Below are 21,374 nucleotides of genomic sequence, written 5' to 3'. Positions count from 1 at the left end.
TGCCGCTGTTTAACAGCTATACGATTTATTGTGCAGGAATGCTGTCACCCTGACGCGGATTCAATCCGTTCTCCCACTGCACACGAATGGATTTGCTATTGAACAAATCTTTGCCGTCAGAGACCTGATAATGCAGATGAGGCTCGCTGGAATTGCCAGAGTTGCCGCATAGCCCAAGCAAATCCCCTTTCTTCACACGATCGCCAACCTTTACCTTGGCGGAGCCTTCCTTCAGATGGGCGAAGTAGCTGAATTCTCCATGGCCATGATCGAGGATGACGACGTTGCCAGCGGGTTGCTGTGCGTTCATCGCTCCGACAGGGACATTATCCTTGAGATCATTGACGACATGTACGACGGTTCCTGCCTGTGGTGCGAGTATTTCTTGCCCGAATGCGAAGTAGCTCTCGTTTTTCGCAGGGTCCCCCTTGTAGGATAATCCGTCTTTAACCTGAATCAGATCGTATGCATAGCGTTGGCTCTCTACCTCGTAATGATAGTTCGAAAGGACATTCTGACCTCCCCAGAACACATACCACTCACCTGTAAACGGTGCGCTGTACGCCAGCTTTGTCAAAGCATTGTCGGTGTCAGGGTAGCTTTGCAGCGGCTTTAATAAAACGCCCGTAATGCTGCCTTTTTCATCCGTCGTAAGGACGAGGCCCCGTTTGGCGTCCTGATCCACCCAGGTGTCATAATCGCTGCCATTTACGGACGTGCGGGAATAGTGATTCCACGACTTCAACCCCGAGCTAAAAGCAGTATACCCTTCTACAAACTGTGCTTTTGAAACCTGCTGTTTGAATGACGAGCTTGTTTGCTCATATACATCCTCTATTTTTCCGTTAAGGAGCGCTTGCACAAAAGATTCCGCTTTAACCGTCATCGTCTTTGCACCTTCACCTTTCATCGTGGGGGATTCAGTAGTAGAGGGGATTGCGGTTGCTTCTGATTGCGCAGCACATCCTGTCAAAAGAATTGCTCCTACGCCGAGTGAAATCCAAACTTTTTTCATGTCGCCACTCCTATCTTGTTCTAAGCGCTAGCTCTATTATAGAAAGCGACTCTTATCGGACGCGAAACGCTGGCTTACAGGATGCTTAATTCGAACATACGCAAAATTATGATTCCGTTAAGGTTGTTACGGACGCGCGCTGGCACTACGCATGATAAAATGGAGGATAACGCAAAAGCGCAAAAGGAGCGAAGTGATCGTGAAAGATGCAGCTATCCTTCTCGTGGACGATGAGCAAGCCATCCTCCAATTGCTTGAGACCGTACTGCACAAAGAAGGATTCCACTCGATCGACAAGGTGAAAACGTCCGAGGAGGCGCTTTGTGCTTGCGAGCGAAAAAGCTATGACCTGATCGTCCTGGACGTAACGCTTCCGAACATGAGCGGCATAGAGGCTTGCCCATTCATCCGCCGTCTGACGGATGCGCCGATTTTGTTCTTGAGTGCAAGAGATACCGATTTTGACAAGCTGACCGGATTTGCCGTTGGCGGAGATGATTACGTGACGAAGCCGTTTAATCCGATGGAAATTGTCGCACGCATCAAGGCATTGCTTCGCCGTACGCGCAAACCGAACCCGGTCGTACCGACAGCACCCGTTCAAGGTGTCTATGATTTTGGTCGTTTTCAAGTCTATGAAGCAGCAGGGGAGCTCTGTGTGGAGGGGAAAGTCATTCCTTGTCCATCCCTTGTTTTCCAACTGTTGCTATTTTTGTGCAAAAATCCGAATCGGATATTTTCGAAAAGCGAGCTGTACGAACGAGTATGGGGCGTGAATAGCTTACGTGACGACAACACCATCATGGTACATATCCACCGGATTCGGGAGCGCATCGAGCCCGATCCAGCGCAGCCGGAGTTTTTGGTGAACGTCAGGGGACTCGGGTACAAAATGGTGAAAAAGGGCCTTCCTAATGAATATTAAGAGTAGAATCGCGCTCCATCTCATCATGTGGCTGGTGCTGGTTGGCCTCATTCTCTTTGTGCTAGCCGGGTTTACGTTATATTGGACACTGGAAGAAATGTCAAAAGTACAGTCCTCCCGTCAATTTGAGAGTGTCGGCTTGCAGAGGCTGATCCAGACCATTGAAGTAGAGGGAGAGGATGTCCGTTTTGACCCGACGCTGCTGGAGAAGGTGCGGGATAGCGGAGGGTGGCTTCAGCGGATTGATGAAAAGGGTTATGTCACCGACTCTTTCTTTACCCCGCCTGACGTACCCAGCTACTATGGTCCTGGTCAATTAACGGCTTTTTGGCTCCGAAAAAGCCCGTTTCCGTATCAGCTATCGCTATGGATACAGGAAAAAGACGGCGTGGTACACACCTTGCTGTATGGGATGACGAACCGCGATGACGACTTTTTGCAGCAGGCGATGAAGGAGGCTGATTTTAAAAATAACGAGATCGTGCTTCCTCCAAGCATCCAAAATCAATTGAAGAGTAGATCGGGGTGGGTGCAGCTCCTGGACCCGAAGGGAGAGGAGCTGGCTTCCTTCAATAAGCCTGCAAAAGCGATCAAGGATTTCTCGGTGGAAGAACTGGCGCTGCGCTCGATATACCCGGATCGCTACGGAGCAACAATCGTATCGCATTATGATCAAAACAGCGGACAAACCTGGGTGCTCAGTTTTCCGTTGCCAGGAACGACTCCCGGGGAAGAACCGCTTTTGACACCGGAAAGTAAGGCCCTTTTCATCGGGATGGGCGTGTTACTCTTGTCAGCGATGTTCGTCTTCGGGATTGTGTCCTACTTGTTCGGACAGCGATTTGGCGCACCGATTGTTCATGTTTTACGATGGCTGACCTTTCTGCGTGGAGGAAAGTACGAGGAGCCTGCCAATGCGGATGGTGTTCCGCTCAGCCAAGACAACCGAGGGAAGAGAAAGCGTAAATACCGTATCTACCAAGATGTGATTGACTCGATGGATTCCTTGTCGCAAACGCTTTCCCGCAACGAAAAGCTGCGTCAAGAAACAGAGCAATTGAGAAATGAGTGGATCGCCGGTGTTTCCCATGATCTAAAAACGCCGCTGTCCTCTGTCAAAGGCTACGCGCATCTGTTAGGAAATGCTGAGTATACGTGGACGACAGAAGAGGTACATACTTTCGCCAAGATTATTTTGGACAAGTCAGCATATATGGAAGACTTGATCAACGATTTGGCGCTGACATATCGATTGAGGAACGGACAAGGTGCTCCTACAGTCGAACTCGTTGACCTGAATGGTTGCACAGCGGAAGCCATCACGGAAGCAGCAAAACATCCCTTGTACCCGGAAGGCTGCATCCGGTTTATCCCCTCTGCCGAACCTGTTTACATGCTCGTCTACAAGCCATGGTTTCAGCGAATCGTGGATAATCTGGTTGCCAATGCCTTGATTCACAACGAGAGCGGTACGATTGTGTCCATCAGTGTACAGGCAGTCGAGCCATCTTCAGTTGTGCTCATTTTTAGCGACAATGGAAGCGGGATGGATGAAGAAACAGCGGAACGACTTTTCGAGAGGTATTATCGTGGCACAGACACCGAGTCCCGCACGGAGGGCTCTGGCCTTGGGATGGTCATTACAAAAGCATTAGTGGAAGCGTTTGGTGGTTCAATCGAAGTGAAAACAGCTATCGGGCAGGGGACGACGATTGCGATTGCGTGGGAAGCGGAGCAACCGCCTCGGGCTTAAATGGGCTGATATGGAAAGGAAAAGACTGCGTTTGCAATGTCAGGGATGACCAGCAAAGGCAGCCTTTTTCATTTGAGAGATGATCGTCGTTACACCTTAAATTGCTGAATCGATTCATGCAGCTCATCCGCCATTTTTGACAGGGAAGCAGCAGAGGACGAAATTTCCTCCATAGAGGCTAATTGTTGTTCAGCGGCAGCCGAAATGTTTTGTGTTCCGAAAGCCGTTGTCTCCGCAGTGGTGGCAATCGCTTCAATGGAATGGACAGCTTGCTCTGCTCCGCTTGTCATATGATGAGTAGCAGTGGTAACTTGCTGAATCTGACGTGCTACTTCTGTCGTTCCAGACAAAATTTCCTGGAAGGCCTTGCTAGCTTCATGTACGACTTCGATTCCAGCCGAAACCTCAGATGTCGTCGTCTCCATCACGTATACGGCTTTGTTCGTATCGACCTGAATCGCGCTAATGAGGTCTTTAATCTGTTGAGTAGATTTTGCTGATTGCTCGGCCAAGATACGTACTTCATTGGCGACAACAGCAAATCCACGTCCATGCTCTCCAGCACGGGCAGCTTCGATCGCAGCGTTTAGCGCCAACAGGTTCGTTTGTTCGGCAATGGATGTGATGACCTCAACAATGTTGCTGATTTCTGAAGAGCGGTGACCAAGCATTTTGATTGATTCTGCCAACTCGAGAACAGTAGTGTTGATGGAATTCATTTGAGCGATGGCACCGCCAATCGCTTCATTGCCGCTTGAGACCAGCATGTTCGCTGTATCGACTGTCAGAGAGACTTGTTCGGAACTGGATGCAATTTGTTGCAGACGCGAGGACATGTCGTTGATCGTCTTGACCGTTCCATCGATCGTTTTGGACTGATCTTCTGCTCCGATGGCGATCTCTTGCATCGTGACGGCAATTTGCTCGGTTGCCTTGCTCGTCTGTTCTGCACTCGCCGTCAGCTCCTCAGAGGTAGAAGCGACGTGCAGAGAGCTGATGCGGACACGAGAGATGAGCTGGCGCAGATTCTCTGTCATATGGGTCACGTCATGTACCAATTGTCCGATTTCATCACGGTTTTTTACGACGATGTCTTTCCCGGACAGATCACCACCGGCAATTTCTTTCACGCGCTCGGCAACCAGGGCAATCGGCTTGGAAATGAACCCGGAGGCATACCACGAGACGACGAATCCGACGATCAAGGAGATTCCCAGCACGATCAGCAAATCAGACAGTACACTTTCAGCAGCGGCATTGAAGTCTTCCATGTAGCTGCTTGCGCTTACGATCCATCCCCAGTGAGGGTCTAGCTTGGAGTAGGCGATTTTCGGATAGAGAACATCTGGCTCCGTTGGCTTCGACCACTGATAGTATGTAAAGCCGCCACCTTCCTGACCACGCTTAATCATTTCTTGGGTAAAAAAGATACCATCAGGATCTTTTGCATCCCATTGATTCTTTCCCTCAATAGAAGGAGAGGCGAGCATGACACCTTTCTCATCCAGAACGAACATGTATCCACTAGCACCGGAATCGACATTTTTGTTAATCGAGCGGGTTCCATCTGATTGCTTAGGCCCGAGGATGTGAATTTTTACTTGCTCTTGCGCATCTTCTTTGCTGATTTTCCCAGCTTCGACCTGTTTCTGGAGAACATCAATCATTTCAATCGTCAAGTTCACGTTGTTTTTTAAGATGCGGCTGCCCAGGTCGTCCAAGCTGTAGCTCGCAGAATAATAGCCCTGAATTCCGATGTTAAGGCATGGAAGCGCCAATAGCAGGAGACATAACAGGACGAGCTTCGTACGTAGAGATCTTGAACGGGAGAACTTGGCTGTTTTCATAAAGAACACCTCGTTGATCCATAGTATTTCATCTAGAAAAGAAAACACCAAGATGATTGCCCCTAGACTTACGTCAATTATCGACAATATGAAAACGTTTTTATAGAGGATTTTCAAAAAATCTACAAAAAAATTAGAAAAGGAAAAAAGGCTTCCTGCATAGCTGATTCGAAAGCAATACAACCAGCAGGAAATGGTATGATAGAAAGATAGAACGCTTACAGATGGAGGCTATCTAATGAAATTCATCGATAATCAAGGGATTACAGATCCGCGCATCAATTTGGCGATTGAGGAGTATGCTCTAAAGCATTTGCCCAACAGTGACGACTACTTGCTGTTTTATATCAATGAACCTTCTATTATTATCGGGAAAAACCAAAACACAATTGAAGAGATCAATGCGACCTATGTAGAGGAAAATAACATTCACGTCGTTCGCAGACTGTCTGGCGGCGGTGCGGTTTATCACGATCTGGGCAATCTCAACTTCAGCTTTATTACGAATGATGACGGCGAGTCCTTCCACAATTTCCGCAAATTCACGGCTCCCGTTGTACAAGCCTTGAAAACATTAGGGGTAGAAGCAGAGCTGACTGGACGAAATGACATACAGGTCGGGGAACGGAAAATTTCTGGCAATGCGCAGTATTCGACCAAAGGACGTATGTTCAGCCACGGCACGCTGCTTTTTGATTCGGAGATGGAAAACGTCGTGTCTGCGCTGAAGGTAAACGCAGAGAAGATCCAGTCCAAGGGGATCAAATCCATTCGCAGCCGCGTCGCCAACATTTCGGAGTTTTTGGTGGATAAGATGACCATAGAAGAGTTCCGTCTGACGGTTCTCCATTCAATTTTTGGAGAAGGAGAGATCGAAGAATACAAGCTGACTGACGAGGATTGGGAGAAAATCCACGAGCTTTCCCGTTCCCGTTATCAGACTTGGGAGTGGAACTACGGCAAATCACCGAAAAGCAATTACCGTCAATCCAAACGTTTCGATATCGGTACCGTGGAGATTCAGCTTGATATTGAAAAAGGCAAGATTAAAGAAGCGAAAATATACGGGGATTTCTTCGGTGTACGCGATGTAGCAGAGTTGGAAGCAGTGCTGCGAGATACGCCGTACGATCGCTCCTCTATTAGTGAGCGACTGGCTGATATCAATCTTCAGGAGTTTTTCGGAAAGCTGGATCAAGCTTCTTTTGTCGATCTGCTACTCGTTTAAAAAAGTACGTCAAAAACCTAACTTTTGTTAGGTTTTTTTCATTTCCTCCTCTGATAGCATTAGTTTGCATTGTTTTGTCATACAGAAGAAAAAGAGGGGGTATTTACATATGGGTAAACAGCAGCCGAAAGCCAAAACAATCTTAACTGCCGTTGTTTCCACTGGTTTTTTGCTTTCTTTTGTCGGCAATGCCTATGCAGCCGTGTCCTATCCGATTAAAGAAATCCAGACAATCGGGACAGCCAGTACGTCAGTAGCTGAAGACCAAACAGACGAGGAAGTACGAGAGGCATCAGAGGAAGTCGTAGAGGAAGAGAACCAGTCATGGGAGTCCTTGCTAGAGTCAGAGGGGCATACAGCGACTAACGGTTTTATTGCTTATCGACTGGAGACTGCTCCAGACAAGACACCTGCTGTAAAGGATTTCCGTTTGACGGCCGCTATAGATGATCAAAAGCCCACAAGGATTAAAATCAAAAGCTTTGTCTGGCTAGAGGAAGAGCAGCTTGTTTTGCTCAGTTTTTCACCGTTTCGTGCAGCCAAAAAAGAACAGACGGTTTCCCTGCGCTTGCAGTATGACGGTGAGGAAGAGGAATTTGAGCCATTCGTGATCGCTGAGAAAGGGACAAAAGCAGAGCGAATCGAGCTGGTAGCGATGGCAAAAGATGCAGAGTTATCAACGGAAGATAAAACGGACAAGACAATGACACTGGTCGCGGTTGCTTGGGATGAGCATGACCGCATCGTCACAGGACGGGAGTTGATCTGGAGCTCTAGCAATAGACGAATTGCCTTCGTCAACTTTGAGGGCAAGGTAACAGCCAAGAAAGAAGGTTTAGTAGAAATTACGGCAAAAATGGACGATGCGGAAGCCGTCTTTGAGATAGCCATAGATGGAGCCGAGCTGCCTGATTTGCCCGCGCTTTCTGTCAGTGAGGCGGTGATAGAAGAGGCAGGAGCAAATGATGGCAGCATCACGGCAAAACAAACGCTTAAGCTGTCTAACGGCAAGTTCCTTGGCGAACTGTCTGCCGATGATATCGAGGTACATCATCTGCCTGATGGGCTTGATATTGAGGTCAACCAAGAGAGTGATGACGAGCTCACTATTTTGTTTACAGGACAGGCCAGAAAGCATTCAGTCGCAGACACTGTAAAAGAGGTCAGCTTCACGATCGACAAGCGAAACATCAAGCGCGCACAGAAAGATGTCACGAGTGACAGTTTTTCCATCCGTTTCAAAGACCCTGTCATTGTGATTCCGTCCCCAATCGATCCCCCGCCGATCCCGGCTCTGTTAAAAGCGAAGAGAGCAGTCGAAGAGCTGTTTACGGATGGGAAGAAAGAAGAACTGCGGGCAGGAACGACCCAGAAACAGATTGATGATGCGAAGAAGCTGGTCGAGGGTCTGGACAATCGTGTCTCGGAAAAGCCAGGTCTGCTTGCCGATATCGGGAAAGCTCAAACACTCTTGGATAACGGAAAAAATCTGCTGGAGGAAGCGAAACAGGCTGTCGAGGGACTTTTTACGAACCCGGATATGACTGATTTGAAGCCTGATGTTACCCAAGAAACCATTGATGCTGCCAAAACGCTGGTGGAGAAGCTGGACGATCGCGTGTCGGAAAAGCCAGGTCTGCTTGCTCTTATTGGTAAGGCACAGGAGCAGTATGACGACATGCTCCTAGTCGGAGCAAAAAGAGCCGTTCGTGACCTGTTCGCTGATGAAAACCAGACAGCGCTAAAATCGGAAGTGACACAGAGCACTATCGATGCAGCGAAGGCGAAAGTGGAGAAACTAAAAGATGGCTCGGAGACAAAGGTATTGCTGCTAGCAGACATCCAAAAGGCACAGGAGCTATTGGATAACGGAAAAAATCTGCTGAATGAAGCTCAACAAGCGGTCGAGGGGCTTTATACAACGAATGACATGATCGAACTGAGGCCCAAGGTCACTTTGGAAATGATCAATGCGGCTTATTCCAAGGTCGAGCTTCTAAGTGAAAGTCCAGAAAAAACACACTGGATGTCCTATGTAGCAAAAGCTCAAATATTGTTCAACAACCCACGCATAGATCGTTTGCCTGATGCCGAGATCGAGCTGCCGATTGCTCCGACCCATTCCCGTCAAGTTACGATTGCCGACAAATGGGAGCCAGCAATGGACAAAAGGGTATTGAGCGAATATCTTGAGGTATCTGTAAAAAACCAGCCTCTCTCGTACAAATACGACAACCAGTTGGATCGTTTTGTACTCAATGAAAAGGAGTACGTCACGGTCGAGGTCGACGAGTCTTTGCTGGAAATGACCCATGGAGATTATGGAGTGACGATCAAGGCTAAACCAACGGTAACAGAAGATGACAACTCTTATGCAGTGTTCAAGCTGTATCGGGGTGCAGATTTGCTGGATACAGAGGAGATTGGTGTCGGCTTTGACGCTACCTACCCACAATTGTCTCCAGATGTCACCGAAGAGGGAACATCCTATACATTGTCGGCGTCAGAACCACTTCGTAATGACCCAAATCCCAATTTACGGTTGTTATTCTCACCTTCCGGGAAATTTGACGACAAGAGAGAGGTAACGGCGTATGCCAAATTCCAGGTGTCAGGAAACACCATTCGCGTAACGTTCCAGGATACGTTCTACAACACGTTCGGGTCTCTCATCACGGAACAGAGCAAGGTTTCCTTTGAACCAGGCTTCATGAGGGATAAGGCCGGGAATCTGATACAAGGGACAGCAACAGCACCTGTAAAGCCCAAGCAATGAGTAAGCCAAAGTCCATCGAGGAGGTACGAACATTGCAACTAGAGGAACTGACTGCCAGCACTGCACGGGCGTATAAATCGTTGGTGCATCCCAAACACCTGGAGTTGCTAGATCAGATCAACAGCTCATCTGTTTGGGGATTCGGGGCTTCTAACAATAATCAGCCTGCGGGCATCGTGTTGGGGCGATCCGCTGTAAACGAAGGACAGGCCAAGATCATCGAGCTTGTGGTAGCAGAGGGGCATCAACGGCGGGGAATGGGCATGAAGCTGCTGTGGTACGCTGAGCAAAAAATGAGAGAGCAAGGCATCAGCGATGGGCAGTTCGCTGGCTTCATCAAAGCACAAGATTTTTCATGGCTCTCCAAAATTGCGATCAGGGAAGGCTGGCAGTTGCCAAAGGTAAAAACCTATATGTACACACTGGGCACGATGCGGTTGGGGGAATGTCAGTGGGTGGAGAGGCTGGCGCTCCCCGAAGGTTTTACCCTCTTTCCATGGAAAGACCTGACACCAGCAGAGCGACTGGACATTGAACAGGGAGAAGGGCAATGGTACACGTCACTGTTGTCTCCGTTTTTTGAAGAAGGAAAATTCGATCCCGATTACAGTACAGGCTTGCGCTATCAGGGGAAAGTCATTGGCTGGGTGATCGTACAGCGAATGGCCGGTAATCTGCTTTTGTACAAAACGATGTTTGTCCAGGAAAAGTATCAGAAGCAGGCAAGAGGAATTACGCTGTTGATGAAAACCATTGCGCATGCCCAACCAGCGTTTCCCTTTGGTATGTGCTTTGTCGAGCATGACAACGAGCCAATGTTGCGGTTTATGGAAAGAAGATTGGGTCCGACGATTTTGCATCGGAAGCTCTGGATTGAAACGACGAAGGTACTAGTTGGACAATATTCGGATCACTTCTGTTAAAAATGTATGCTTGTCACGCAAGGGTAGCGGCGACCATGATAGAAAAAAGGATAGAGATTCAGGGCTTCCTGAATTTCTATCCTTCTTTTTTTAGACTACATGGACGGGACTTTTCTTCCGCTCGGTTGTTGCTTTGTGACGGAACGGTATTGTAGTTGCTTTCTTTGGAAGTGGTTGTTCCCGATCAGGGCAAGGATCACGAGCAAGGTGCCGCACAATTCGTAACGGCTGATCTCATAACCTTGAAACGCCATCATGGCAAAGGTCGTGATCGGAACCAGGTTGATAAACAAAATGCCGTTGAGCGGAGTGAGCAGCTTGATGCCTGCATTCCAGCTCAGAAGAGCTACAAAGCCGGGTAAAAGAACCATGAAGGCCATTTCGTACTTGATGGACATCACAGTCTCGACAGTAGGAACCGGAAGCCATTGAAAGAGTGAGGAAGTCGTGACAAAGACGAAATTCACGCCTGTTCCCAAGAGACACGTCAACGTGGAGTAGCGAAGTATAGACCACGTGTGAAAACGCCCGCCGCCGATCGAGTAGACAACCCAACCCACGACACCGATGAAAATAAAGAACAACGGAATCAAATGCTCACTTGCTGTAGTAAAGAAGGTAAGATTGCCATTGGTAATAACAAGGACAGCTCCGACCAAAGCTACCAAAATCGTCGCCAACGTATAGTACGGCGGCAGCTTTCTAGTGGTAATGGACAAAATTACAATCGAGATCATCGGCATGAGCACTTCCATAATGGAAGCTGCAATCGTGCCTGGCTCTCCCATCAAATCCTGCCCGAGAAATACTCCCATATTGTAGACGGTAAACGCCATTGTTCCAAAAAACAGCAGAGACTTCCCGCGCCCTTCAAAACGAAAAGCAGATAAGCCTTCTTTTGCCCAGAGCAAACCGCACAAAATAATGGTTACGAAAAAATAGCGAAGAAATGAGAAGTAAAATGGATCGATCTCTTGCAGCGCGATGTGCGCAACTGGAAACATCGCCCCCCATGACATACTGGCCACCATGCAGAAAATAGACCCCAAAAGTAGTTGCTTGTTCATTATGCGATTTCTCCCTTTCAATCTGAAGCTGACAAAGTTGACTTACCACATCATACTGGATGGAAATATGTTAGTATAATGATTGATAATAACTTTATGTATCATTTTCAGTGATAGATGAAAAGAGGGAGAGAAACGTGGAGATCAATGATTTGAAAATATTCCAGATGGTCGCCACATTGGGCAGTGTGAGCAAGACCGCAGCCGAGCTGAGCTACGTTCAGTCGAATGTGACGGCACGGATCAAGCTGCTGGAAAAAGAGCTGGGAACACCTTTGTTTTATCGCAACAAGCGAGGCATGACCTTAAATACAGAAGGGAAGCGCCTGCTCGAATATTCGCGAGAGATCATCAACAAATTCGAGGAAATGCAAAAGTACTTTCATCGGGCTTCCGAGCCGTCCGGGGTGCTGGAGGTTGGGATGGTCGAGACGATCAATGCCCTTCCGAGGTTGCTATCCTCGTATTGCAGCCAGTATCCGCATGTGGATATCTCTCTCAAGGCAGGTGTGACAGAGAATTTGCTGCAAAAAGTATTGGATCTCGCGCTGGATGGAGCGTTCGTGAGTGGACCGATCAACCATCCTTTGATCGAGCAGGAGCAAGTGTTTCAAGAGGAACTGGTGTTAGTAACGAAAAACAGTTCCTTCACTGCCAGTGATATCACAGGGAAAGCTCTTTTGCTCTACAAAAAGGGCTGCGGATATCGAGAACGGTTAGAGACCTGGATGAAGGTAGAGGGCTTGATTCCGAAAAAAGTGATGGAATTCGGAACGTTTGAGACCATTATCGGGGGCGTAGCAGCGGGGATCGGCATTACCATTTTGCCGAAGTCGGCAGTACATCACTTGGTCGAGAGCGGAACGGTTCATATACATCGCATCCCGGAGCCTTATCATGAGGTGACAACCGTTTTTATTCGCAGAAAAGATTCATTTGTAACGAACACGATGCAAGCGTTTCTGAATGAAATCCGTTTGCAAAAAACGAAAGCGTAAGTGTTGCCAATTACTCCTTCCATCGTTCAGAAAAATATGGTAAATTTTATTTTAGAACAAACGTTCTGTATTTGGTTGTGAAGAAGAGGGAGGGGCAGCTCGATTGATGGACAGGTATACCGAAATTGACGAAGTGATCGCTTATATACATCGGCATTTAGACGAGCCTTTGCCACTTTCCCGGTTGGCGAATCATGTTGCGTATAGCCAGTATCATTTTGCGCGGATTTTTAAGGAAAGAATCGGTCTCCCGCCTCTTTATTACGTATCGACCATGCGACTCCAACGGGCAAAGGATTTACTGCTGCGCACGAACATGAGTGTTCGCGACATTGGTCTGGAAATTGGCCAGCAGAGCCTGGGCACGTTCTCTACCCGTTTTACGGAGCGTGTAGGGGTATCGCCTAGCGAATTTCGAGAAACGGCCCAGCTAGCGGAAGACCGTCTCCGTTCCTTGCAGCAGTTGACAGAGTGGAGTCGGTTACATCCGTCCCCGGAGCGGCCGATGACCATTGCAGGAACAATCGAGTCCACAGAGCCATTTCAAGGCGTCATTTTGATTGGATTGTTTGCCAAGCCGATTCCAGAAGGTCTTCCTTTATACGGAACATTGCTGCCCTCGCTAGGCAATTTTTGTTTTACCAATGTCAAACCGGGCACGTATTACTTGATGGCGACGTCTGTTGCCTGGGGTATGCAGGCGATGGATTTTCTCTTGCCGTACGAGACATTGCGCACACGTTCCAAGAAACCAATCATTGTCACATCAACTGCGATCGTCCCTCATCAGCAAGTTACTCTTCATGTGCCACATCCGGACGACCCTCCCATCTTGATTTCTCTTTCTTTGCTCATGAACAGATTCATTCAGCGGCTTCCTCAATAAGATCAATCATCCTTTGTTTCAAAATGGCAGTTCTACGAATCAGCGGACTGCCTTTTCGCCATGGACTGGTTAGAATGGAACTTCTTGGGAAAGACTACTATCACAATAGTCGAACTTTTTTCCGCGAGCAGGATATTGGGTGAAAAAGCGAAATGATAACTAGGCGCGAATATCATGCGCAAAAGAAAGGAAAGCAGGGAACGAGAATGTCAAAGCCTTACAAAAAAGTTTTTTGGGCAGCCGGTTTTGGCTGGATGTTCGATGCTATGGATGTTGCACTTTTATCTTTTATTATGGTGGCATTACGACAGGAATGGGGTTTGACAGGGGAAGAGGCCGGGTTGCTCGGGACGGGCAATCTCGTCGGCATGGCAATTGGGGCGATTGCAGGTGGCTATTTGGCTGACCGAATTGGCCGCAAGCCAGTGTTTTTGCTGACCTTGGTCTTGTTTGGCTTGGCGAGCTTTGCGAGCGCTTTCGCAACTGGTTTTGCGAGCATGCTGCTGTTCCGCTTCCTGATGGGACTCGGCTTGGGTGCAGAGCTGCCGGTAGCCTCGACGCTGGTAAATGAGTTTGCGCCACCGGAGAAGCGAGGAAGTACGGTTGTGCTGTTGGAGAGCTTTTGGGCGGTCGGTTGGATCGCGGCAGCCGTCATAGCGTATTTCATCATTCCGGACTACGGCTGGCGCGTGGCTGTCATGATCGGGGCGTTGCCCGTCGTGTATGCCTGGTTTGCTCGGAGGAGCATTCCTGAATCTCCGCAGTTTCAAAAGCGGGCTGAGAAGATTCCAGTTGGAAAGCTGTTGACGTCTCATCGCAAAGAGACGGTTACGCTGTGGGTCGTCTGGTTTGCAATTGCGTTCTCGTACTACGGCATGTTTTTATGGATGCCATCTGTTTTGGTCGATAAAGGCTTTACGATGATCAAAAGCTTCCAGTACGTACTGATCATGACGTTGGCCCAACTGCCAGGCTATTTCGCGGCAGCCTATCTCGTGGAAAAATGGGGACGGAAAGGGACACTGGCGACCTTCTTGTTCATGACTGGCGTGATGGCTTTCGCTTTTGGACAAAGCAGTGGCACTGTGGAGCTGTTGGTGACGGGAGCCTTCTTGTCCTTCTTCAATCTGGGGGCCTGGGGTGCTTTGTACGCGTACACGCCGGAAAATTATCCGACACCACTGCGCGCTACCGGTTCTGGTATGGCATCTGGTGTCGGAAGAATCGGCAGTATTATCGCGCCGTATCTCGTCGGTTACTACTCGTCGCATCATTACAGCTACACGTTCATTTTTAGTGTATTTACCGCAGTGCTGATCGTGGGAGCAATTGTCCTGCTCATGTGCGGACGAGAAACGAAGGTGCTTGCTAATTCTGGACCTCGTACAGGCGAAGTATAGCCCGAGCTTGCTCTGCGACCTCACGTTTCAGCTCTTGCGGCTCCAACACTTGAATGTGCGGGCCAAAGCTGAGCACTAGCGAGCATGCTGACGCAAGTGTATGAAATTCAACCTCTGCTTCCATCCAGTCGTCTGTTGCGGCTTGGGTGGAAGCTATTTTTATATAACGCTCCTGTTTTACAGCAGGCAGAGTCTCTTTTTTGACGAGCAACCGCGCAGGATATCGCGGGAGACTGGACTTGAAGTCCAAGGTGGATTGTTCCCAATAGGAAGCGAGGTCGAAATCACTTGGACGGAGGAAGCCATCATCTAACAGCCGTGCATCCAACAGTCGTGAAATCCGGTACGTCCGCATGTCCTCGTCCACTTGCGCGACCAAATACCAGATGCTGCGCTTGGCGACGAGTCCGAGCGGGCAGACAATGCGCTCTACGGGCACATCCTCGCGCATGTAACGAATGAACAGCTTGCGGGAAAGCCATACGGCATCTTGAACTGTAGACAAGAACGGAAACGTCTCCGTAGATTCATGCCAGCCAGCCCCATCGATATGAAGGAGCTGGCGTACGTGGATGGCGTCCTGCTGAACGGTTTTTGGCAGCGCGGACAGCAGCTTGAGAAAAGCAGCTTCATAGTTTTCATGCAGTCCGAGATCATTCAACAAGGCAGCAGGGGACGCTACGAGCAGTGATTGCAGCTCATCTATTTTCATTCCAGTCAAATTACTGCGATACCCTTCTGCCAAAGCCCAGCCCCCATCTGCACCGCGCAGGGCATAGACGGGAACGCCTGACGCACTCAAGGCTTCCATATCACGATGAACGGTTCGCTCTGATACCTCCAGCCTTTCTGCTAATTGCTTGGAAGTCATGCGACCGTGGTTTTGCAAGAGCAATAAGATCGTAAGAAGTCGATCTGCCCGCATAAAAAGCCCTCCTAGAAGTAAATACAACATTACTTTGATTGTATCGTAACGAATATGACAGCGGTTGTCATATTTACTTCGTTATTCTTGATGCATGAATCGAGAAGGAGGCATTACAAATGAAACCATTACAAGGCAAAGTAGCGGTGGTAGCAGGCGGCACAAGAGGAGCAGGACGGGGGATTGCCGTCAGTCTGGGAGAAGCAGGGGCGACGGTATATGTGACGGGACGTACGGTGCGTGGTCAGCACTCTGATATGGCGCGACAGGAGACGATTGAAGAGACAGCAGAGCTCGTGACGGCAAGCGGCGGAATCGGTATCGCTGTGCGAGTCGATCATACGCAGGAAGAAGAGGTTAAAGCGTTCTTTGAGCGAGTAAAAGCGGAGCAAAATGGACAGCTCGATCTTTTGGTCAATGACATCTGGGGCGGAGATCCGTTGACTCACTGGGGGACGCCGTTCTGGGAGCAGCCATTGGCAGACGGCCTTTTGATGCAAGAGCGAGCCATTCGGACGCATATGATCACCAGTCACTATGCGGTTCCACTCATGGTGGCGCAGAAAAAAGGGCTGATCATCGAGATTACAGACGGAATCGACTATCGGTACCGCGGCAATCTGTACTACAGCTTGGCAAAAATCTCGACGATTCATCTCGCTGCGTCGATGGCAGAGGACCTGCGCTCACATGGGGTTACCGCGTTGGCTTTAACACCGGGCTTCCTGCGCTCTGAAACGATGCTCGATCTTTTTGGCGTGACAGAAGAGACGTGGAGAGAGGCAGTGAAGCAAGATAAGCACTTCATTATGTCGGAAACACCTACGTACATCGGTCGGGCAGTGGTTGCGCTGGCTTCGGACCCGGCTGTCGCAGAAAAAACAGGGAAAACGGTCAGTACATGGGGCTTGTCGGACGAGTATCCTTTTACGGATCGAGACGGCAGTCGCCCGCATTGGGGACATTACGCCGAGGAACAAGGGTTTTACCGCTAGTTTCAGGGAACAGACAAAACGGCTCCTCAGATTCATTCGAGGAGCCGTTTCTTAGATTGCATCCAGTACATCCTCTTCCGTAATAGAGGGAATCTCGTCTGACACAAACACGTTCTTATACTCTGTGCCGCTGTCCCCACCGGTCGCTTTAAATAACTGATTAGGAGTGTTTGGAAACCATCTCACTTGACCAGCCTCTTCAACATAACCTCCGTTGAGAAACAGAAGATACTCACCTTCTGGAATTTCAGTCTGCTTATGATCCGTAATCGGAGCGATCTCTTTATCTTTAGCAGGTTGAAAACCTACGATGCGATACAGCTTGATTGTATCCCCCGCCTCAATCGGGTGCTCGGTGAGGTTTTGATACACGTTGTCGACGGCTACTTCATACACGTAGAGTACGAGAAATTCGGTTTTTTCTTCTTTGTATACTTTGGGAACGGTGCCTTTCAAAATAACCATGGCGTCTTGGGTGATTTCTTCTGTGGATGAAAAAGTTTTCGATAGCGCAAAACCACTTGAGGAGTGTGTGGATTCCTTCGTCGTGCAAGCAGAGCCGGCCATTAAAAGGAAAGCTGAAAGAGTGATGACACCAAACCATTTTTTCACGGGACTCTCTCCTCATGTTCAGGCAGCTATGCCAACGGCTGCGTATTCTTCTTTTTCACAAACCAGCTTTTCACATTGCCATTCAAAATCAGATGGGTGACTACCCCCGCAATCAAGCCCCAGAAAGCAGCACCGATTCCGCCAATGGAGATGCCGGAAATCGTCACGAGAAACGTAACCAAGGCGCATTCGCGTTCCTTCGCTTCGCTCATCGCCTGTGCGAGGCTGGAACTGAGCGAGGCAAACAGAGCCAAGCCCGCAATGACGGCGATCAACTCTTTGGGCAAAGCAGCGAACACCGAAGCCATCGTAGCGCCAAACATCCCGAAGAGTAAGTAAAAGCCCCCGCAGGCAATTCCGGCAATGTAGCGCTTGGTATGATCCGGATGAGCTTCTTTTCCCGTGCAAATCGCCGCCGTAATTGCCGCGAGATTGATGCCTGGTGAACCAAAAGGAGCGAGCAAAAGCGACGCGATGCCAGTAGTCGTAACGAGTGGTCCAGCAGGTGTATCGTACCCGTCTGCTTTTAAGACGCTAATTCCTGGGGCGTTCTGAGAGGCAAGCGCGACGATGCACAATGGAATCCCCAGGCCGATGATCGTATCGAGAGAGAACGTCGGCATCGTAAAGACGGGCTGGACGAGGGACATCTGGACATTGTCCATTTGCAAACGTCCCAAAAGAAAGGCGACAACCAAGCCGACCAAAAGCGTAAGCACGACAGCATACCGTGGTGACCAGCGTTTGGCGAACAGATAGCAAAAGATCATCGGCAGAGCCAAGGCGGGCAGGTGCTGCATGGAGACAAAGACTTCTACGCCAAAAGACAGGAGAATCCCCGCGAGCATGGCGGTCGTAATCGACTGCGGGACGTATTTCATCAAGACGGAAAACAAACCGGAAACACCGACGAGCGTAATGACCACGGCTGAAAAAATATACGCGCCAATCGCGTCGGGGAAGGAGTATACTGTCAAGCTGGTGACTAACAGAACTGCCCCCGGCGTCGACCAAGCCGTGATGATCGGGGTGCGAAACCAGATGCTGAGCACAATGCACGTCAAGCCGCTCCCAATCGAGATGGCCCAAATCCAAGAGGCGAGGACTGCATCGCTGAGTCCGGCACCTTTGGCAGCTTGAAAGACGATCAGCAATGGTCCTGCATAGGAGACCATCGTGGCGATGAGTCCAACAATAACGGCAGATAGAGAGAAGTCAGCAGGGATTTTTTTCAAGGTCGAGAAAGGTTTTTCGGGAACCACGACGTGAATGCCTCCTAGATGCGCCAATGCAGACGTTATGCTTTTTCGTTCAAAATGTAACGAATCGTCCGTTTGGTGATGTTTAATTTTTTGCTTAAAAGCTGCCTGTTTCCATTCGTTTCGGTCAAGCCCTTTTCGATAATCGTTCGCCCGATCTCGCCTTCGAGCTGTTTAACCCGCTTGATCAAATAATCGAAGTCGATCCCGTCTACAGAGGTGACAAGGCGGCTGATCGTATCGACAAAGCGCTCGCATTCGTGATCGATGACTTGTTCTATTCGTTTGGGGGCAGTGGATGGATGCACCTGTACTGTGCGGCTTCGCAAATTCGCTGGCAAATGCTCGGCACGCAGTCGTTCGCATTCGTGCAACGCGATGGTTTGATTCAGTACGTTGATCAGTTGGCGGACGTTGCCCGGCCAATCATAGCGCTGCAAAAGCTCGATGGCATCCTGATCGATTTCGCATGGCTCTCCACTGCGCTTTTGCAGGTAGTAGTGCGCGATTGTGGGGATATCCGAAATCCGTTCGCGAAGAGGAGGAATCGACAGCTTGATCCCCTCCAGACGATACAACAGGTCACTGCGGAAACGATTCATCCCGACTTCATGCTCCAGATCGCGGTTGGTGGCAGAAATAAAGCGAATATTGCTCTGACCGATCTGTTCGCCACCGACCCGCATGAACTCTCCCGTCTCTAACGTACGCAAGAGCTTCACTTGAATGGAAGGGGGAGCCTCCCCGATCTCGTCAAGAAACAGCGTTCCGTTATGTGCCAGCTCGAACAAGCCTTTGCGAGATTTGAGCGCTCCGGTAAAAGCACCCTTTTCATAGCCGAATAGCTCACTTTCCAGCAAGGATTCCGGCACCGCCCCGCAGTTAAAAGCAACAAAAGGCTGCTGGGCGCGATTGCTCGCTCCGTGGAGAAAACGGGCCATCAGCTCCTTGCCAGTACCTGTTTCGCCTTCAATAAGCACATGGATCGCCTTTTTTGCTAATTTTTTGGCAATTGCGCATACATTGGCCATCGGACTGTCAGATGAATACACGATACCATATTGGGCGGCTTCTTGGGATAGGTGATCGCTTTGTTTGCTGGAAGAAGAGAGCACTGCGTCGATGACTTGCTCCAGACTGTCCAGATCGTCGAACGGCTTCTCCAAGTAATCGCGCGCGCCCCATTGCATTGCTGTCACAGCCGATTTAATCGTACTGTAGCCTGTCATGATCAAGACTTCGCAGGCGGGAAATACTGCCTTGATCTGTTTGAGCAGCGTCAATCCGTCGGCATCTGGCAGCTTCAGGTCCACAAGTGCAGCGTGAAAGCCGGCAGAATCCGAGTGAAGCAGCCGTTCCACATCCTTGCCAGAATTGGCGACGACGATATCGCAGTCTTTTTTCTTGAGGAAATAGGTGAAAAAGGTAGTCACTTCTGTTTCATCATCCACGATCAAAATCCGTTTTTTCTCCATCGTTGTCCTCCTCGTCAGCTAACAGTGGCAAAAGCATCGTAAACTTGCTGTACTCTCCCTCCACGCTTTCGGCATACAGCTTCCCGCCGTGCGCTTCTGCAATTCCAAGACTGACGGAAAGCCCGAGACCTGTCCCTTTTGTCCGTTCCTTCGTCGAGAAGAAGGGCTGAAAAATTTGCGAAAGCTGTTCTTCACAAATGCCTGTGCCGTTATCGTAGACGGATAAGCCCACGTAAGAGCTATTCTCCTCTTGTACGAGGAAGGAACGGATGACAATGAGTGGTGATTCCCCGCCTGCCACAGCGTCTCGTGCATTTAACAGGAGATTGATCACAATTTGCTCGATCTGATGACGACTTCCATGAAACAGCAGAGGAGGCTCGGACATTTCCCGGGTTATGGTCAAGCCGGAAACAGATAGCTGGTAGCCAATCAGCCCCAGTACGTCCTCTACGACCTCGTCAATAGAGGTGGTGGAAAACAAGTATTCTTCCTGCCGCGAGAAGGTGAGCAGGTTTTGAATGATCTTTTTGCAGCGCACCCCGCATTGATAGATGTCTTTCATCAAGGGAGCCTCTGGGGCATCTGTCATCTCGCGCATGAGCAATTGAGAGTTTCCGAGGATGGCCGTGAGCGGACTGTTCAGCTCATGGGCAATGCCGGCAGCCATCTCGCCAATCGCCGCCATTTTTGCGGATTGAATCAGTTGGGCTTCGATTTTGATCTTTTCATTCACGTCTTGAAAAAGCAGGCTGTTTTCTACGACGACGCCGACATGGCTGGCGACGAGCTGGATCAATTCGGCTTCGTCCCGATCTGCTAGCTGCTTTGTTTGGCGTAAGAGCGTCAAAAAACCAAAGCTCTGATTCAACTGACTGCGCAACGGAACAGAGGTGGCGTGATGCTCAGGCAGCACTTCGGCAAGGGTAAGATGCACCTGCCCGGTGAGCACAGGGGCTTCCACAGAAACGGTCTGTGTCAGCGTATGGCACTGCCAATCTCCGTCAGTCCACTTGGCAAGATAGGAGGAGAGCATGCCTCCCTTCACGATAGTCAAGGCAAAATGCTCGAACACAAGAATTTGCGAGAGCTGTGCAGCGATATAACTGGTGGTTTGTTGCCAGGTGGCGTTGATTTGGATTTGTGTGAGCTGGTTTATGACGGCGAGCTGCTTGTTTTTCTTTTTCATCTCCTCGATTAGATAGACGAGCTCACTGTAATAGCTTTTTCGCGAGGATTGAATCCCGGTCAATTTTTCCAAAATTTCTTGTTTGGTATGCATGGCGAACC

General features: G+C 49.4%; 17 protein-coding genes. 9 read left to right on the top strand and 8 right to left on the bottom strand.

Annotated elements, in window-relative coordinates:
* Nucleotides 1-25 precede the first annotated feature (25 nt).
* Nucleotides 26-1,015, bottom strand: a complete 990-nt coding sequence (locus AB432_RS24090) for a M23 family metallopeptidase (protein ID WP_048034439.1) — start codon at nt 1,013-1,015, stop codon at nt 26-28.
* Nucleotides 1,016-1,214: 199 nt separating this feature from the next.
* Here AB432_RS24090 and AB432_RS24085 point away from each other — a divergent pair, with 199 nt between their 5' ends.
* Together AB432_RS24085 and AB432_RS24080 are read left to right on the top strand one after the other, a co-directional pair.
* On the top strand, nt 1,215-1,940 hold the full coding sequence (locus AB432_RS24085) for a response regulator transcription factor (protein ID WP_048034438.1): 726 nt from the start codon (nt 1,215-1,217) through the stop codon (nt 1,938-1,940).
* The gene (locus AB432_RS24080) at nt 1,930-3,693 is read left to right on the top strand and encodes a sensor histidine kinase (RefSeq protein WP_048034437.1); all 1,764 of its coding nucleotides are present in this window, start codon (nt 1,930-1,932) and stop codon (nt 3,691-3,693) included. The genes AB432_RS24085 and AB432_RS24080 overlap by 11 nt, the downstream gene beginning before the upstream one ends.
* Before the next feature lie 89 nt (nt 3,694-3,782).
* Here the strand turns inward: AB432_RS24080 and AB432_RS24075 are convergent, their stop codons facing one another.
* Complete coding sequence (locus AB432_RS24075) at nt 3,783-5,540, bottom strand: methyl-accepting chemotaxis protein (RefSeq protein ID WP_048034436.1); 1,758 nt, start codon at nt 5,538-5,540, stop codon at nt 3,783-3,785.
* A 238-nt stretch (nt 5,541-5,778) separates the two neighbouring features.
* Here AB432_RS24075 and AB432_RS24070 point away from each other — a divergent pair, with 238 nt between their 5' ends.
* From AB432_RS24070 to AB432_RS24060, 3 genes are all read left to right on the top strand, one after another.
* Complete coding sequence (locus AB432_RS24070; protein WP_048034435.1) at nt 5,779-6,768, top strand: lipoate--protein ligase; 990 nt, start codon at nt 5,779-5,781, stop codon at nt 6,766-6,768.
* 109 nt (nt 6,769-6,877) lie between these two features.
* Nucleotides 6,878-9,544, top strand: a complete 2,667-nt coding sequence (locus tag AB432_RS24065; protein WP_048034434.1) for a toxin Cry1Ac domain D-VI-related protein — start codon at nt 6,878-6,880, stop codon at nt 9,542-9,544.
* A gap of 32 nt (nt 9,545-9,576) precedes the next feature.
* Nucleotides 9,577-10,467, top strand: coding sequence for a GNAT family N-acetyltransferase (locus AB432_RS24060; RefSeq protein WP_048034433.1), 891 nt, complete (start codon nt 9,577-9,579; stop codon nt 10,465-10,467).
* A gap of 95 nt (nt 10,468-10,562) precedes the next feature.
* On the opposite strand, the gene AB432_RS24055 is transcribed toward AB432_RS24060, so the two are convergent.
* The gene (locus AB432_RS24055; RefSeq protein WP_048034432.1) at nt 10,563-11,534 is read right to left on the bottom strand and encodes a DMT family transporter; all 972 of its coding nucleotides are present in this window, start codon (nt 11,532-11,534) and stop codon (nt 10,563-10,565) included.
* A 137-nt stretch (nt 11,535-11,671) separates the two neighbouring features.
* Between AB432_RS24055 and AB432_RS24050 the strand changes: the two genes are divergently transcribed.
* The 3 genes from AB432_RS24050 to AB432_RS24040 all read left to right on the top strand — a co-directional run bounded on the left by AB432_RS24050 (nt 11,672) and on the right by AB432_RS24040 (nt 14,818).
* Nucleotides 11,672-12,532, top strand: a complete 861-nt coding sequence (locus AB432_RS24050) for a LysR family transcriptional regulator (RefSeq protein ID WP_048034431.1) — start codon at nt 11,672-11,674, stop codon at nt 12,530-12,532.
* A gap of 106 nt (nt 12,533-12,638) precedes the next feature.
* The gene (locus AB432_RS24045; protein ID WP_048034430.1) at nt 12,639-13,418 is read left to right on the top strand and encodes a helix-turn-helix domain-containing protein; all 780 of its coding nucleotides are present in this window, start codon (nt 12,639-12,641) and stop codon (nt 13,416-13,418) included.
* 206 nt (nt 13,419-13,624) lie between these two features.
* Nucleotides 13,625-14,818, top strand: a complete 1,194-nt coding sequence (locus AB432_RS24040; RefSeq protein ID WP_048034429.1) for an MFS transporter — start codon at nt 13,625-13,627, stop codon at nt 14,816-14,818.
* Here the strand turns inward: AB432_RS24040 and AB432_RS24035 are convergent.
* Entirely contained in the window at nt 14,787-15,743 is a 957-nt protein-coding gene (locus tag AB432_RS24035) for a helix-turn-helix transcriptional regulator (RefSeq protein ID WP_048034428.1), read from the bottom strand. The two genes, AB432_RS24040 and AB432_RS24035, sit on opposite strands and share 32 nt — an antisense overlap.
* Before the next feature lie 119 nt (nt 15,744-15,862).
* On the opposite strand from AB432_RS24035, the gene AB432_RS24030 reads away from it, so the two are divergent.
* Nucleotides 15,863-16,738: an SDR family oxidoreductase gene (locus tag AB432_RS24030; RefSeq protein ID WP_048034427.1), complete on the top strand. Its 876-nt coding sequence runs from the start codon at nt 15,863-15,865 to the stop codon at nt 16,736-16,738.
* A gap of 51 nt (nt 16,739-16,789) precedes the next feature.
* Here AB432_RS24030 and AB432_RS24025 read toward each other — a convergent pair whose 3' ends face one another.
* The 4 genes from AB432_RS24025 to AB432_RS24010 are packed head-to-tail and all read right to left on the bottom strand — an operon-like array spanning nt 16,790 to nt 21,366.
* On the bottom strand, nt 16,790-17,350 hold the full coding sequence (locus tag AB432_RS24025; RefSeq protein ID WP_048034426.1) for a hypothetical protein: 561 nt from the start codon (nt 17,348-17,350) through the stop codon (nt 16,790-16,792).
* 26 nt (nt 17,351-17,376) lie between these two features.
* Nucleotides 17,377-18,612, bottom strand: coding sequence for a benzoate/H(+) symporter BenE family transporter (locus AB432_RS24020; RefSeq protein WP_048034425.1), 1,236 nt, complete (start codon nt 18,610-18,612; stop codon nt 17,377-17,379).
* Between the two features lie 35 nt (nt 18,613-18,647).
* A complete protein-coding gene (locus AB432_RS24015; protein ID WP_048034424.1) occupies nt 18,648-20,084 on the bottom strand; it encodes a sigma-54-dependent transcriptional regulator in 1,437 nt (478 codons plus the stop codon).
* Nucleotides 20,053-21,366, bottom strand: a complete 1,314-nt coding sequence (locus AB432_RS24010) for a sensor histidine kinase (protein ID WP_048034423.1) — start codon at nt 21,364-21,366, stop codon at nt 20,053-20,055. Before AB432_RS24010 ends, AB432_RS24015 begins: the two co-directional genes overlap by 32 nt.
* Nucleotides 21,367-21,374: the final 8 nt, after the last annotated feature.

The sequence above is a fragment of the Brevibacillus brevis genome (genome assembly GCF_001039275.2).
GTDB lineage: Bacteria > Bacillota > Bacilli > Brevibacillales > Brevibacillaceae > Brevibacillus > Brevibacillus brevis_C.
The sequence above is the reverse complement of the archived record's forward strand: the minus strand, read 5'-3'. Positions and strand labels throughout refer to the sequence as shown.

Coding starts and splice junctions, on each gene's coding strand:
- AB432_RS24090 (WP_048034439.1), bottom strand. CDS start 1,015: ATGAAAAAAGTTTGGATTTCACTCGGCGTAGGAGCAATTCTTTTGACA.
- AB432_RS24080 (WP_048034437.1), top strand. CDS start 1,930: ATGAATATTAAGAGTAGAATCGCGCTCCATCTCATCATGTGGCTGGTG.
- AB432_RS24075 (WP_048034436.1), bottom strand. CDS start 5,540: ATGAAAACAGCCAAGTTCTCCCGTTCAAGATCTCTACGTACGAAGCTC.
- AB432_RS24070 (WP_048034435.1), top strand. CDS start 5,779: ATGAAATTCATCGATAATCAAGGGATTACAGATCCGCGCATCAATTTG.
- AB432_RS24065 (WP_048034434.1), top strand. CDS start 6,878: ATGGGTAAACAGCAGCCGAAAGCCAAAACAATCTTAACTGCCGTTGTT.
- AB432_RS24055 (WP_048034432.1), bottom strand. CDS start 11,534: ATGAACAAGCAACTACTTTTGGGGTCTATTTTCTGCATGGTGGCCAGT.
- AB432_RS24045 (WP_048034430.1), top strand. CDS start 12,639: ATGGACAGGTATACCGAAATTGACGAAGTGATCGCTTATATACATCGG.
- AB432_RS24040 (WP_048034429.1), top strand. CDS start 13,625: ATGTCAAAGCCTTACAAAAAAGTTTTTTGGGCAGCCGGTTTTGGCTGG.
- AB432_RS24035 (WP_048034428.1), bottom strand. CDS start 15,743: ATGCGGGCAGATCGACTTCTTACGATCTTATTGCTCTTGCAAAACCAC.
- AB432_RS24030 (WP_048034427.1), top strand. CDS start 15,863: ATGAAACCATTACAAGGCAAAGTAGCGGTGGTAGCAGGCGGCACAAGA.
- AB432_RS24015 (WP_048034424.1), bottom strand. CDS start 20,084: ATGGAGAAAAAACGGATTTTGATCGTGGATGATGAAACAGAAGTGACT.
- AB432_RS24010 (WP_048034423.1), bottom strand. CDS start 21,366: ATGCATACCAAACAAGAAATTTTGGAAAAATTGACCGGGATTCAATCC.